10 protein-coding genes and 4 tRNA genes are annotated in these 14471 nt (G+C 41.4%); 9 read left to right on the forward strand and 5 right to left on the reverse strand.

What is annotated here, in order from left to right:
- Positions 1 to 170 precede the first annotated feature (170 nt).
- On the forward strand, positions 171 to 1190 hold the full coding sequence (gene hemH, locus JMX13_RS05105; protein WP_201610374.1) for a ferrochelatase: 1020 nt from the start codon (positions 171 to 173) through the stop codon (positions 1188 to 1190).
- Between the two features lie 84 nt (positions 1191 to 1274).
- On the opposite strand, the gene JMX13_RS05110 is transcribed toward hemH, so the two are convergent.
- The 5 genes from JMX13_RS05110 to JMX13_RS05130 form a co-directional block, all read right to left on the reverse strand.
- Positions 1275 to 1616, reverse strand: coding sequence for a hypothetical protein (locus JMX13_RS05110; protein WP_201610376.1), 342 nt, complete (start codon positions 1614 to 1616; stop codon positions 1275 to 1277).
- A gap of 238 nt (positions 1617 to 1854) precedes the next feature.
- On the reverse strand, positions 1855 to 2391 hold the full coding sequence (locus tag JMX13_RS05115) for a hypothetical protein (protein ID WP_201610378.1): 537 nt from the start codon (positions 2389 to 2391) through the stop codon (positions 1855 to 1857).
- Positions 2392 to 2679: 288 nt separating this feature from the next.
- Entirely contained in the window at positions 2680 to 3915 is a 1236-nt protein-coding gene (locus JMX13_RS05120; RefSeq protein WP_201610380.1) for a hypothetical protein, read from the reverse strand.
- A gap of 218 nt (positions 3916 to 4133) precedes the next feature.
- Positions 4134 to 7094, reverse strand: coding sequence for a DNA polymerase I (polA, locus tag JMX13_RS05125; protein WP_201610382.1), 2961 nt, complete (start codon positions 7092 to 7094; stop codon positions 4134 to 4136).
- A gap of 266 nt (positions 7095 to 7360) precedes the next feature.
- Positions 7361 to 7774 (reverse strand): organic hydroperoxide resistance protein, encoded by a 414-nt coding sequence (locus tag JMX13_RS05130; protein ID WP_201610384.1) that lies wholly within the window; start codon positions 7772 to 7774, stop codon positions 7361 to 7363.
- Positions 7775 to 8120: 346 nt separating this feature from the next.
- On the opposite strand from JMX13_RS05130, the gene JMX13_RS05135 reads away from it, so the two are divergent.
- The 8 genes from JMX13_RS05135 (at position 8121) to JMX13_RS05170 (ending at position 14006) form a co-directional block, all read left to right on the forward strand.
- Entirely contained in the window at positions 8121 to 9038 is a 918-nt protein-coding gene (locus JMX13_RS05135) for a hypothetical protein (RefSeq protein WP_201610386.1), read from the forward strand.
- Between the two features lie 189 nt (positions 9039 to 9227).
- The gene (locus tag JMX13_RS05140; protein ID WP_201610394.1) at positions 9228 to 10823 is read left to right on the forward strand and encodes a peptide chain release factor 3; all 1596 of its coding nucleotides are present in this window, start codon (positions 9228 to 9230) and stop codon (positions 10821 to 10823) included.
- Positions 10824 to 11023: 200 nt separating this feature from the next.
- Positions 11024 to 11878: an RsiV family protein gene (locus tag JMX13_RS05145; RefSeq protein WP_201610396.1), complete on the forward strand. Its 855-nt coding sequence runs from the start codon at positions 11024 to 11026 to the stop codon at positions 11876 to 11878.
- 115 nt (positions 11879 to 11993) lie between these two features.
- Positions 11994 to 13013 carry an FHA domain-containing protein gene (locus tag JMX13_RS05150; RefSeq protein WP_201610405.1) on the forward strand — a complete coding sequence of 340 codons (1020 nt, stop codon included), beginning with the start codon at positions 11994 to 11996 and terminating at the stop codon, positions 13011 to 13013.
- Between the two features lie 432 nt (positions 13014 to 13445).
- Positions 13446 to 13521: transfer RNA gene (locus tag JMX13_RS05155), tRNA-Thr, on the forward strand.
- 65 nt (positions 13522 to 13586) lie between these two features.
- Positions 13587 to 13670: transfer RNA gene (locus JMX13_RS05160), tRNA-Tyr, on the forward strand.
- 86 nt (positions 13671 to 13756) lie between these two features.
- Positions 13757 to 13830: transfer RNA gene (locus JMX13_RS05165), tRNA-Gly, on the forward strand.
- Between the two features lie 101 nt (positions 13831 to 13931).
- Positions 13932 to 14006, forward strand: a tRNA-Thr gene (locus JMX13_RS05170).
- The last annotated feature ends 465 nt before the right edge of the window (positions 14007 to 14471 follow it).

A 14471-nucleotide genomic window follows, 5' to 3' on the forward strand; every position in this document is an offset into this window, starting at 1 on the left:
TTAAGGCTTAATAGTACTATTGTTAAATTAGCTGCTTAATAATTTTAGTCTTTACTATTTTAGCGCAGTACTCTCTTTTACATTAATTGACGCATTTCTTGCTTGTTAAGACTTAGAATCCAACCATAACGTATCCCAATAATAGTAACCTGATAATAGATAATGCCATTATGAAACCTGAATTGCCGCCACGTATTGCCGTCTTATTAATCAATCTAGGTACGCCTGATGAACCTACTGCGCCTGCAGTACGTCGCTATTTGCGTCAGTTTTTATCAGACACGCGAGTGATTGAGATTCCTAAATTATTATGGGCGATTATCCTTAATTTGTTTGTATTACCGAGTCGCCCGAAGCGGGTAGCAGCAGCCTATGCCAGTATTTGGGATGGCGACTCGCCAATGCGCAATATCCTGAACCAACAAGTAGCGATGTTAGATACGCGTTTGGCTGAGCAGGCTGCGCCATTTCGCGTTTCTGTCCATTCTGCGATGAGCTATGGTAATCCGGGTTTGCCTGATGTGATGGACAAACTGCGTAGCGAAGGCGTTGACCATTTTGTGATGTTACCCGTATTTCCGCAGTATTCAGCGACTTCAACTGGCGCAGTGTATGATGCGATTACCAAGTGGTCGCTTAAGCAGCGTAACTTGCCTAATATTACGATAGTTAAAGACTACTTCGCGCATCCTTTATATATCAAAGCATTAGCGGATAGTATTCGTCGCTTTCAAGCGGTACATGGCAAACCTGAAAAGCTTATGTTTAGCTTCCACGGTATTCCGCAGCCGTATATGGATAAAGGTGATCCTTATCCTAGACGTTGTAAATGTACCGCCGCGCAAGTGGCACAGGAACTGGGATTAGGACCTGATGAATGGATTATCAGCTTCCAGTCACGCTTTGGTAAGCAGGAATGGGTTAAGCCTTATACCGACGTCATACTCGATGAGTGGGCTAAATCAGGTGTAAAATCAGTACAAATTCTCAGTCCAGCGTTCTCAGCGGATTGCTTAGAAACGTTAGAAGAATTGGCGATTGAGAACCGTGAGAACTTTCTTCATGCTGGCGGGCAAGAATACCACTATATCCCAGCACTAAATGCTGATGATGCGCACATAGATTTATTAGAAGCGATGAGCGCGCCATTGGTAAGAGGTTGGGCAGGCACACTCGATGGCTGGGCTTAACTATCCTTTTAAGTCAAAAAAATACCGGACATTATGTTCGGTATTTTTTTCTGAATTATTTTCTATTTTACAAATATATAATTTCTAAAAATTATCATCATTAGAAATCTTTGCCGCATCTCTATCGGCAATATCAACGATACTAGGATAATCTTTATCGTCTAAATTGTCTTCGACCAACACTTCATCAATCCGAGATTCATCGATATTTTGGCGATGCATCGGCGTTAGTCCTTGAACTGCATCCGTACCAACTTCAGAATTATGAAATCCTGCGCTATTATCGATCACATCGTCATTATCAAAGGTATGCAGCATAGGGTTGTTTAAATCAATCTCTTGGCTACCGTCTCCATTATCATCAATATTGCTATCGCCTTCGATATGATCCATCTCTTCTGGTAGTGGGGTTTTTGCATTGTCCATGGATATGTCCTCATTATAGTTATAAATGCTATGAAAATGATCGTTACTAATTATCAAAATGATACATGCAAGTTTGCCGCGTTATAATCGCAACTAATAGTAGTAAGGTGTCACAGGATGTGCAAAAAATGTAAGGATTGAAAGTAAAAAAACGGCTGCCAGCAGTATTAGTTAGGTAGGCAGCCGTGTGTAGGTTTTTAGCTTCAGCGAAGCGTTTTATAGCTAATTAATAATCTTTCTAGTTGGCTTTACATGGTTCATGAGGCTGTAGCTGATATGAAACATGACTTTCAAAATCAACAAGCTTAAAACGCCACAAGTAAATTAAAGCAATGGCATAAACACTGGTTTCTGCGATTTCTTCTACTATTTCACCCATATTTTCAGGGATGAAAATGGCGTTTTCACCCATATACTCTAACAATGCCAGTGCAACCACGGCGATATATAGGGACACTGGCACCTTTTTTAATACTGTCCATAGATAACGCCAGCTGTAGGCCAACAAGCCCACAATCAGCAGATAGACCGTTAATAGTACAGCGTCTTCCCACCAAGCATAAGGGTGGTTCAAAAATGAAAAATTACTGGGAATGAAGAGTTCAGGCACGTAATTTAACTCACGACGTATCACAGCAAAAAATACTAATACGGATGCCAACCAAAAATATTGACCTAGTTTGAGCTGGCTTTGTATCACATATTGAGCACAGCGAAATATGCAGGCGAATAATATGATGATACCTGGTAGTTCGATTACGCCATCTGAAGTCAAAATAAATACTCCTGGTTTTTACAAATGAAAAAGTGAGCGCAAAGGCTCACTTTAAACCGAAAATCGTTTAATCATTAACGTTGATTAGTCGCTATTATAACGCTAGCTTTAGCCTAATATCGTTATCAATTCATACTAACTGGTCAGCCGCAAGTATAAATAACGTAAGTTTAATCAGTTAAATGCTTATACGGGATACTATCTAACGTGTTGATCATCACTAATAACCATTTATTTATGAGCTGTTTATGAGCTATTCATAAGCACTGTTAAGCATTAAAAAAAGCATTAAAAAAAAGCTTCCATGCGCAGTAGAGCAGCGAGGTAATGGTCTTTATTCTCAGTTTTATCATTATAATAATTTAGCTCTGTTTGCACATATAACCACTCTCGCCAAATAGGTTGACGGTAGCTGATAGCAGGGCCATAGCTGTTTAAAGACGACTTATCCTCATCAAAATAACCACTGCTAGAGATACCGTATGCCAGCTGCTTCTCATTACCTAAATAGTTTACTTGTCTGAGGTCATTGGCCCAATCGGTACTTTCTTCATCATCTTGATTGCGATAGCTGATGGTGGTGCGATTATTGATAAAGCGGTTGGCATCGCTGCCGTATTTCAAAGTAATGCCGCCTCGAGCATAGTGTTCACTATCGAGACCATAGCGATAGAAATTGTCGTTGCTCACCGTCCATTTATCGCTCTCATACCAATTTTTATCCACACTGAGTTTGACATAAACATCATCGAGAGAACGAATACCAACATCGACATCAGTTTTCACTCCCAGTTGATTTTCGATCTCATCACTAAAGCGCGACCAACGCAGGGCAATGGAGGCATTTTCTTCTCTTGTTTTTCTGGTGTTAACGAGCCTGTCTGAGTTTGTTTGATAACTATCTCCTGTAGTGCTTTGCTTCAAGAAAGCATCTTCATCCAAATCTTCATCACCGATAATCAAGCTTAAACGTTTCTCTAACATAGGCAGGCGTAAGCGCCCACGAATTCTGGGTTCAATGCTAACATCACTACCTGATTGCGGATCATTAGCCCAGCGCGTATCTAGCACTACTCGTAGACTGGCGGTGGCAGGCTTTTTTGCATCAGGTTCACCAAACCAGCCATCCATTTCATCAGCCCATTCATTCAATTGCTCCTGAGCCTCTTGGTACTTTTCGTCTGCCCAGCCCCAGTCTGTATTGGATGCTTGAGCGTATTGTTCATTATCTTGATGGATAGATTGACCATCATTTTGGTTAGCAGTTTGCTCATCGGTTTTAACGGTAGCTTGATAACCAAATTGGTTAAGGCTTTTGTCATTAATATCTGACTTATTACTATCAAGCGGCGCGGCAGCTGCTATATTTTTCTTATTCTCTGTGTTTTCTAAAGCTTCTATATTTTTTAATGACTCTGACTCTGATGACGTAGTAGGAGCATTGTTAGCCATTGCTGGCGTGTATGGGCTTAGACTAAGGATAAGATAACAGGCAATGTTATTAAGCTTAAATGGATTGGTCATAGAGCGTTTCAATTTTTTCGCCAAGTGAAGATGGATGGATTATGCGATGCTGAGATTATTATTGATACAGTTAGCTGAATATGAAATACGCCTATTTAATCTAGCGTGCTGCTGAGATACGGTCATTATTCAGTAAATTTAAAACAACAAAAAGGCTTGGCAAAATGCCCAGCCTTTTCTGTCAAAAAATTCGTAGAGTAAAGTCTATATTTTAATCATTAATGCGCTTCGTCCCAATTGCTACCAATATCGGTTTCAACCAATAACGGTACCGCAAAGTCAACACTCCAACCTTTTGCAACAGCCGTTGTGGTCAGGACATCTTGCATAGCGTCGGTAATCAGTTGGCGAATATCAGAAACTTTATCAGCATCAACCTCAAACACCAATTCATCATGGACTTGTAGCAGCATTTTTGCTTGCGCTTTTGGCAATAATTTATCGACTGCTATCATCGCAAGCTTGATCAAATCAGCGGCTGAGCCTTGGAGTGGGGCGTTAATCGCTGCGCGTTCAGCGCCTTGCTTGACCATACGATTACTATGATTGATATCAGGCGTATAAAGCTTACGACCCAATATCGTCTCGACATAACCTTTTTCATAAGCACTGGCACGAGTATTAATCATGTAGTCTTTGACACTTGGATAACGCTCAAAGTACATATCGATATAATCTTGCGCCTCGCCGCGGCTCATCTGTAGCTGCTTCGCCAGACCAAAGGCACTCATACCATAGAGCAGACCGAAGTTAATGGCTTTAGCGTTGCGGCGCTCAGTGGCGCTGACCTCTTCAACGGCTTTGCCTAATACTTCAGCAGCCGTTGCCGTGTGAATATCTAAGCCTTCGTTAAAGGCGCGAGTTAAGTTTTCATCGCCTGAGAAATGCGCCATCAGACGTAGCTCTATTTGTGAATAATCCGCGGCTAAAATAACGCGACCTTCTGGGGCGATAAAGGCTTGGCGAATCAGGCGACCGGTCGCGGTACGAATCGGAATATTCTGCAAGTTAGGATCGGTTGAAGATAAGCGTCCGGTGCTGGTCAATGCTTGATGGTAGCTGGTATGCACACGATCAGTCTCCGCATCTGCTACATTATCAAGCGCATCGGTATAAGTGCTTTTAAGCTTCGATAAGCCACGATATTCAAGCACAATTTCAACCAACGGATGATCAATTTTTGACAATACTGCTTCGCCAGTCGAGTATTGACCTGACTTGGTTTTTTTACCGCCCGGAACGCCTAGTTTCTCAAACAGCATTTCACCGAGCTGCTTTGGTGAGCCAAGATTAAATTCTTCACCAGCGACTTCATAAGCGCGTTTTTCAAGTGCGATAATCTCTTCATCAAAACGTTTGGATAGCTCGTTTAAAAACGGGCGCTTGATTAAAATGCCATTTGCTTCCATTTGACAGAGTATCTCAGCCGTTGGAATCTCTAACTCATGCAGTAGTTTGGCATTATTTTCATCCTCGGCAAGTTGCTTACTGAAGACATCGAACAGCTGATAAGTAATATCGGCATCTTCACAAGCATAGTCACTGGCAATATCAATGACCACTTGATCAAAGCTAACTTGTTTCGCGCCTTTACCAGCGACATCTTCGAAGCTAATAGTTTGGGTTTGCAAATAATGGCGTGCCAAATCATCCATACCATGACGAGTAGCTGCCGCGTTAATCACATAGCTGGCAAGCATGGTGTCCATCGCCCAGTTATTAGGATTTTCATGAATATTGCCTAATAAATCGATATCGTAAAGGCTAAGAATATGGGCATCATATTTTAAATGTTGACCGATTTTACCGATTTTTGGATTTTCTAAGATAGGTTTTAAGCGTGTCAAAACTGTATCGCGGTCAAGCTGCTTAGTAATCAGTTCATCGCCTTCTAAACTATGAGTCAGCGGCACGTAATAAGCCTCATGGGCTTTTACCGCAAAAGACAAGCCAACCAATTTAGCCTGACGCCAATAAACGCTAGTGGTTTCGGTATCGATGACAAAATGTGGTGCGTCTTCTAATAGTTTTACCAAGCTATTAAAAGCAGGCTCATCTAAAATCGTATGCCACGCTTTATCATGACTTTTACTGTCGGTGACATTATCGATGATGCTTGATTGTAGAGATTTGGCGATTTGCGCTTGTGATTCGGCATCCGCCTGACTGTCGGCAACACTTTGCGCGCCGTTCCCATTAGCTGGATGATTGGGATGGTCAAGTGATGCCAGCTCGTTTCTAAATTCAAGCTCAGTATAGAGCGCGCGTAGCTCATCGATATGGGCACACGGGTCGGTATTGATTTTTAAATCTTGCCAGTCTTGACCAATTTCTAAGTCGGTAACGATAGTCGCTAGCTGGGCATTAAAAGGAATGTCGTCAGCATATTCGACCAGATTTTTGCCAGCGCGTCCTTTGATGTCGGCGACGTTTTTAAGCATATTGTCGATATTGCCATATTCATTAAGTAAATCTTTGGCGGTTTTTTTACCAATACCGGGTACGCCCTTGATGCCATCAGAGGAGTCGCCCATTAATGTTAGAAAATCAATCATTTGCTCAGGATTGATGCCGAATTTTTCCACCACACCTGCGCTATCGGTGATTTTCCCCGTGAAGCTGTCCTCTAATATGACGCAATCATTAATCAGCTGCATCATGTCTTTATCACCGGTCGAGATAACCACGTGATGACCTTCGGCAACGGCACGATGGGCGAGGGTGCCAATAATATCATCGGCTTCCGCGCCTTCAATACGTAATAACGGGATTCCTAGGGCAGCAACTAAACTGTGGATATAAGGAATTTGTTCGGCAAGCTCGACATCCATTTTTGGACGATTGGCTTTATAGTCTTCCGACATCGCATGGCGAAAAGTCGGTGACTTGGTATCAAAACAGACTGCCATATGAGTTGGGTGATAGCGACGCATCAGCTTTAGGAGTGCATTTAACGTGCCGCGTATGGCGTTGGTTATCAGACCTTGAGAGTTTTGCATGGTTTTTGGCAAGGCATGATAAGTGCGAAACAGATAGTAAGAGCCATCGACTAAAATAAAAGGTGGCTGCTCTTTTTTGACATGGCTGGTATCCATGGTCGCTACATTTGGCATGGTCGCAAAGTTTGGTAGCGTATTGGGATTAATGGGCGAGTGCGAGTTGTGATCGTTGTCGGTCATAATAAGTCACTTATCAAATATTGGGCAGCAAGTATTGGGTAAAAACAGATTTTGAGTGAAAAATTGGATAAAAAGATACCTTCATTATAACGATAAAATACCTTCTTGCCGAATGGATGACGAACTAATAAATGGATGGTGAAAATAGTAAACAGTTACTATGCGTACTAACGTAAATCACGGTCAATTCATAGGCAATAAAAAAGAACCCAGACCAGCTGAGTTCTTTGATTAATTTTCTTCTTACTAACTAATATTTTTATGACTTATTTTACTTCTGAGGTTACTTCACTATCGATATTACCGTGTGTGGCTTTCGAGTATGGGCAAACTTTATTGGCTTTTTCGACCAACTTTTGAAATTCATCGGCTGATAGTTCTGTATTTTCACCAGTAACATGAATCTTCACTGCCAATTTAAAGTCTAGACCTTCGCCTTTCATTAAATCTACTGATACTTCAGTAGTAGAGTCAAACTTTGCTTTTTCTTCACCTTTCACTGCCGCAAGCGCGCCATCAAAGCAAGCCGCATAACCCATGGCAAATAATTGCTCTGGATTATTACCGTCTTTACCAGAACCCGGTGCGACCATATTAATCGTCAAATCACTATCTTGCAGGCTTGCTTTACCAGTACGACCGCCAGTGACGGTTGCTTGAGTAGAATACAATGTTTTCATAACATATCCTTTGTTGTTGGTTTTTATAATCAATTTACATTATTCACTATGCAGTTTTTTACTATGCTTTTCTGATATAGAAAAGCACTCTCACATAGCAAACCATTAGATTAGCATAATGGACAGCGCTAAACGTATACCGCAAGTTTGCATATGGTAACTTGCTAAAAATGCTTGATAAGTAGCTATGGTAGCGACAGCAACAGGACTTTAGTGTATAAATAACGACTGTATTAATGTAAAATAATAATAAATAGTCTTAGACTAAAATCTTCAGGATGGGTGATAAAGAAGCCTAACCATAAAGACACTTAATCATAAGGACACCTAATAAGGATACTGTTTAATGAATGGCTGGCTGGATAAACTAATTGTGATACCGAGTATGGTTTCTTTAATGGCTTTTGCGCTCGTCGGCTGCGAAGAAGAGGACGTATTCTTTGGCTCAGGCGGTAGTAATAATATAACGCTGACGAGCTTTGCTAATAGCTATGACAGCCAAGCTAGTGCTACTGCCATTGCACGTATTGATGAAACCTACCGTACTGGCAAGTATGAGATTCAGAGCAGAAATCTTGTCAATAGTTATAGCAATCAGAGTTTGAACACCTTGGATAAAACAGTATTGGCGGATAAATTTGAAGGACGACTGGAACATAAAAATATTGAAGTTAATGGTCGCACCGTTAAGCGCCCAATCTATGAAAAAAACACCAATAACAAGTTTAACTATGAAACCACTTATAAAACCTTGGATTTATCAGGTTTGAAGTCGGATAGCTATAATGCAGGTAATACGGTAAACAGCAGTCGCGGCATCATTACTGGCTTAAACAATTATCCTAACATTCCAGCCACCCTAGAATTTCCAACAGGCTCAGTTTGTTATATTCCAGTCGTCACCAGCGAGCGCGCTTTTTTAGCGTTTAATGAAAAAGACAAAACCGGATATACCACGCTTGATAAGTGGGTTGAAGCAGCCGAAGCGCGTTTTAATGATAATAGAGATTATAGTACCTCAAACTTTGGCGTCGGCATAAATAACAAGCAAAAAGCGGCGCAAGTGATGTTTTTTGAATATAAAAACCAACCGGCTTATCAGTATAATGGTGTGGAATATAGTAAAGATATTTATGAAGCCGTTTATGTGGCCAAAGGTAGCAGCAATCCAAATACTAACAGCTTTCGCGGTGTGGTCGATTGCACGATAGTCAATGATGTCGCGGCTGACTTTTTAGAAAGAGAAATCAAGCGCTATTATTGAATATAAAACCATCTAAAGTTTAAAAATATCTAAAGTTTAAAAATATCAACACTCTCTACTTAGCTTTCAGAGAGTGTTTTTTTATGCGCTAATTCTGCAACCAGACGCTAAATCCGCTACAATACGCCCATTATTTATCCTATTTATTTAGATTGATTTCTAAATCACACAACCGTTGAAGCCGAAATTATGAGCGTAGATCCAAAGAAATTAAGTAAAGAAGTCGCCAAGCGCCGCACCTTCGCCATTATCTCGCATCCCGATGCGGGTAAGACCACCATGACCGAAAAACTCCTATTATGGGGGCAAGCGATTCAGGTGGTAGGTGAAGTTAAAGGGCGCAAAACCGACCGCCATGCGACGTCTGATTGGATGAGTATGGAACAAGAGCGTGGTATTTCTATCACCACCTCGGTCATGCAGTTCCCTTATAAAGAACATATGGTTAACCTGCTAGATACACCGGGTCACGCCGACTTTAGTGAAGATACCTATCGTACTTTGACCGCTGTAGACAGTGCGCTGATGATGGTCGATGGCGCAAAAGGTGTCGAAGAACGTACCATCAAATTGATGGAAGTTTGCCGGATGCGCGATACGCCCATCATCTCATTCGTCAATAAGCTTGACCGCCAGATTCGTGAACCGCTTGAGCTACTCAGTGAAATCGAAGCCGTATTAAAAATTAAATGTATTCCGGTCACTTGGCCTATCGGTATGGGGCAAGATTTTGTTGGCGTCTATCATTTAACCGAAAACAAGACTTATCTATATGAAAAAGGTCACGGCGGTGACATGACGGTCGCTGAGACGCGCGAAGGCTATGATTATCCTGATATTCGTGAGCGTTTGGGCAAGCTGATGTTTGATTCTTTTGAGGAGTCACTTGAGCTGGTACAAATGGCGCTTGAAGAGTTTAGTGTTGAAGCGTTCTTAGCGGGCGAGATGACACCAGTATTGTTCGGTACGGCGCTGGGTAACTTTGGCGTCAATATGGTACTTGATACTCTCATCAAATATGCGCCGCCGCCAAAATCGCACCCGACCAATGAGCGCGAAGTGGCAGCAACCGAAACCGAATTTAGCGGCTTTGTGTTTAAGATTCAGGCCAATATGGACCCGCGTCACCGTGACCGTATTGCTTTCTTACGTGTTTGCTCAGGTAAATATGAGAAAGGCATGAAGATGAAGCATGTGCGTTTGGGTAAAGACGTGCGTATTGCGGATGCGCTGACTTTCCTTGCCGGTGACCGTGAAACGCTAGAAGAAGCCTATCCGGGTGATATCATTGGTTTGCACAACCACGGAACGATTTCTATCGGTGACAGCTTTACCGAAGGCGAGGAGCTGAATTTTACGGGTATTCCGCATTTTGCTCCTGAACTGTTCCGCCGTGTCATTCTAAAAGATCCGCTTAAATCGAAAGCGCTACAAAAAGGTTTGCAGCAGTTAAGTGAAGAGGGCGCAACACAGGTCTTTATGCCGCAGATTAATAACGATTTAATCTTGGGCGCGGTCGGTGTCCTACAGTTTGAAGTGGTCGCGCATCGTCTAAAAGAAGAGTACAAAGTGCAATGTATCTTTGAGCCAGTATCTATCGCCACTGTACGCTGGATTCATTGCGATGATGAAGTGGCATTGGCGAAGTTTAAGAAAAAAGCACATGACCAATTATCGATAGATGGCGGCGGCTATTTGACCTATTTAGCACCATCACGGGTAAATTTGCAGTTGATGCAAGACCGCTATCCAGAAGTGAGCTTTAGTAATACACGCGAGCATTAAAATCAGTTTTTTAATCTTCCTGCTTACCTTGAAAAGACACGCTATCGTGTCTTTTTTATTATAAGAGATTTCAGTTGCAACTAAACATCAGCTTTAGCATCAGCATTAAGTACTTAAAAACACAAACAGTGTAGCTACAATACTACAGAATGGTTACGGTAGAATATCAATAAACCTTATTTGTACGTTAAAGAGGCTATATGAAATCTGCAACTCAAGTTTATAGTAATCATTCGCAACTCTCTCAACCATTCCCATCTGAGAGCGGCTGGGGGCGTTTAATAACTGTGTTAAGCAGTGGATTGCTGCTTGGTGCATTAAGCCTATCAGCGCACGCTGGGAGCCTCATTAGCCATACTGAGTATTTAGAGTATGAGCTGCCAAAAAAAATAGAAGAAAAATGCGCGGCGCGTGATAATTGTCCAGAGATTAAAGTAAAATATCTTAATACCAACCATGCTTGGATAAATACGCTGACCAATGCGCGTATCAATCATTTGGTCGTTAATAGTAAACCAACTGAATCCGCGTCCATCACTAAGAAAAGTAGCTCAGCAGAAGTTAAAGCTGCTATCGACGGTTTTGTTAACTCGCAATTTTCTGATTTGCCGCAAGACAGTGTTTTCGTCTATAGCTTAATGGTTACGCCGGAATATTTGGGTCATGTGAATGATTTCGAGATGTTTGAGATAAACTCCTATGTCTTTACGGGTGGCGCTCACGGCATGCCATATAGTGAATATCTGATATTTGACCAGCAGAGCAAAAAACAAATCCAATTAGCGGATATGCTGCAGCCCAATAAAAAACCTCGCTTTAAAGCCTTAGCTTATGATGCTTATAAAAAGTGGGTGAAAACGGTCGATAACGACGTCAAAAATTATGAGAAGAACTGGCCGTTTACTTTAAGTGATAATGTGACTTTGACCGATAAAGGGGTTGATATTCGTTACCAGCATTACTCTATTAGTCCCTACGCATATGGTATGCCGGTGCTGAGCATTCCTTACGAGAAACTTGGCGGTATTATAAAACCGCGCTTTATACCTAAATAATGCAAACAATAAATTTTAGCTAATATTGAACTTATTATTTAAAAAATAGCCATTTAAAGAAAGTGGTTAAGTAAAGACAGCCATTGAACATTTAATAAAAATAAGGAGTGATAGTATGACGAACCATACAGAAAATGCCAATACACCAGTAGCCACAGATGGCGCAGCATGGCATCTAAATGCCTTAACCGAAGCCTTGGGTGCTCTGACATTGACAGTCAGTGATAGCCTGTCTGTGGGACGCGGTAGCGATAATGATGTGGTGCTCGGCAGCAAGCAGGTATCACGCAATCATGCGGTGCTGAGCGTATTAAACGGTAAGCTGTACGTTAAGGACTTAGAATCATCAAACGGTACCTTTATCAACGACCAGCGTATTGAGGCCAATAAATCTACAAACCTTGCTGCTAATGATACGCTAGGTTTTGCAAGCTTTAGCTTTCAGGTAAGCGCGCCAGTGGCTGCTATGGATAATGAGGAAGTAGTTGCAGATAAACCAACTTTGATGTTGAGTCCTGATACTGAAATAGCGCCTATTGTTGAAGCGGAGCCGGTCGTTAAAAAAAATGTTATCGAAGAGATATTGCCTATTGAGGACAATCTAGAAGCTACCCCTAGCGCAGCAGTTGTGCAAACTGCAAATACATCAGACAAGCCAGTCGTTAAAGAAACAGGAATTAATGAAGTCTTGTCAGCGACATTGACTGAAGCGAATCCCGTTATCACTGAGTCAACTGAGCACACAGTAGTGACGCCTAAAGAAGCACCAGCTCCAACGAGCGCCTCTATTGTACAGGAACCAGAACCAACACAGCCTGCAGCTCGTCAAGCATCAGAAGAAGCAGACGCTGATATGCATGATAAAACCACCAAAACGGCCCTACAAGAAGAAGCAGACCCAGATGTGTTACGTGCCAAGCAAGCTGCTACTGGGCAGTTTTCAGGTACTGCCAATTTGGGACAACCTCGCGACCTTGGCACAACGGGTAATAATGCCATGGATCAAGCCATTGATAACCCTGCTAATGCGGGACAGATTGAGAAAAAGCCCAGCGGCAGTTGGTTTATATGGGTATTTGTGGCAGTTTTAATTATTGGCCTAGCATTATGGTTATTTAATATGGGCGTCGTATAATTGCTTTAGTGCCACCAATCGCTTATAAAATTCCTTAAGAAAGGCATCTGTCAGCTGAATACTATTTATTTAACTTCTAAAGGTTATTAAATTATCACTGGCAGTTTGCCAATTTACTGCATAAATTGTCCGTTTATAGATTAACTTTATGAATCATTTGTTAGAAGTCATAAAATATAAAGTTAATTAAAAGGTTTTATTATTGATTTAGGTAGTAAAAATAATCAGTAGTAGAGAAGATAGCGGTAAGCTAGTTAGCTTGCTGATTAGCTGATAATATTAATTAAGATAAAAAGTGCGATTTAATGCTAGAAAAAACAGTAACGTAATCAAGTGTTTGACGGTTATTATGAAAATAATGCTAAAAAAACCAAAAAATAGCTTGCATCTGTCAAAATATTTGATAGAATAGCCACCACTTTGAGAGAACAAGCCGACTTAGCTCAGTTGGTAGAGCAACTGACTTGTAATCAGTAGGTCGCCAGTTCGATCCCGGCAGTCGGCACCATCTCTTTCAAAGTCGCTTTTTATGAACTTGCTTTAAATCAAAGTGATTTTATATCAAGCAATCTAGGTGGGATTGGGGAGCGGTCAAACCCAACAGACTGTAAATCTGTCGCGAAAGCTTCGAAGGTTCGAATCCTTCTCCCACCACCATATTTTTTTCAAAGTTTGTCCTAGCGCCAAGCATACTCTATATCTTTAACGACTCGCTATTAGAGTCAAACAGCATAAGAGTAAATGCGGGTGTGGTATAATGGTAACACCTTAGCCTTCCAAGCTAATGACGCGGGTTCGATTCCCGCCACCCGCTCCATATATGCACCATCGCAGCAACTATCAATCATCACGACAGTCAGTTATTATTGCTGTATCGTGATATTTTTTTTAGTGCAACCCAGTGGTTGGCTAGAATATGCTCATATAGCTCAGCGGTAGAGCACTCCCTTGGTAAGGGAGAGGTCTTGAGTTCAATTCTCAATATGAGCTCCATTTATTATTCAAGTGTTTTATCGAAATTATAGAATATTGAAAATTATAAATAGAGTGTGGCAGATAATGATTTAAGGGTGACACTGAGGTGTTGCCTTTTAGTGCTGTCAGTTTATTAATAAACTCAGTTATTAATAAGAAGTTTGAAAATAAAGTAGCTTGCCAATGTGCGTTATAATACGCGGCAATGTGCAAGAGATTGAAAAGCAAGTATAATGTCTCTATATAAAGTTGTAGGCGTTATTACCGCTATCAACATTACCGCTATCAATCCTTGTTAATAAATAAGCTTTAGTAGTAAAACCATAGCGTCAACGGTTTGATGGTTTTTATGCATCATGAGCCGTCAAACAGCTATTTACCGATCTTTGATTGTTAAAGATTCATCAAAAAAAGAGGAAATACCCATGGCAAAGGCCAAGTTTGAACGCAGCAAGCCACACGTCAACGTCGGTACCATCGGAC

It is taken from the genome of Psychrobacter immobilis, assembly GCF_904846285.1.
In the GTDB taxonomy this organism is placed as follows: domain Bacteria; phylum Pseudomonadota; class Gammaproteobacteria; order Pseudomonadales; family Moraxellaceae; genus Psychrobacter; species Psychrobacter immobilis_D.

Coding starts and splice junctions, on each gene's coding strand:
- hemH (WP_201610374.1), top strand. CDS start 171: ATGAAACCTGAATTGCCGCCACGTATTGCCGTCTTATTAATCAATCTA.
- polA (WP_201610382.1), bottom strand. CDS start 7,094: ATGACCGACAACGATCACAACTCGCACTCGCCCATTAATCCCAATACG.
- JMX13_RS05145 (WP_201610396.1), top strand. CDS start 11,024: ATGAAATCTGCAACTCAAGTTTATAGTAATCATTCGCAACTCTCTCAA.
- JMX13_RS05135 (WP_201610386.1), top strand. CDS start 8,121: ATGAATGGCTGGCTGGATAAACTAATTGTGATACCGAGTATGGTTTCT.
- JMX13_RS05120 (WP_201610380.1), bottom strand. CDS start 3,915: ATGACCAATCCATTTAAGCTTAATAACATTGCCTGTTATCTTATCCTT.
- JMX13_RS05130 (WP_201610384.1), bottom strand. CDS start 7,774: ATGAAAACATTGTATTCTACTCAAGCAACCGTCACTGGCGGTCGTACT.
- JMX13_RS05140 (WP_201610394.1), top strand. CDS start 9,228: ATGAGCGTAGATCCAAAGAAATTAAGTAAAGAAGTCGCCAAGCGCCGC.
- JMX13_RS05150 (WP_201610405.1), top strand. CDS start 11,994: ATGACGAACCATACAGAAAATGCCAATACACCAGTAGCCACAGATGGC.
- JMX13_RS05110 (WP_201610376.1), bottom strand. CDS start 1,616: ATGGACAATGCAAAAACCCCACTACCAGAAGAGATGGATCATATCGAA.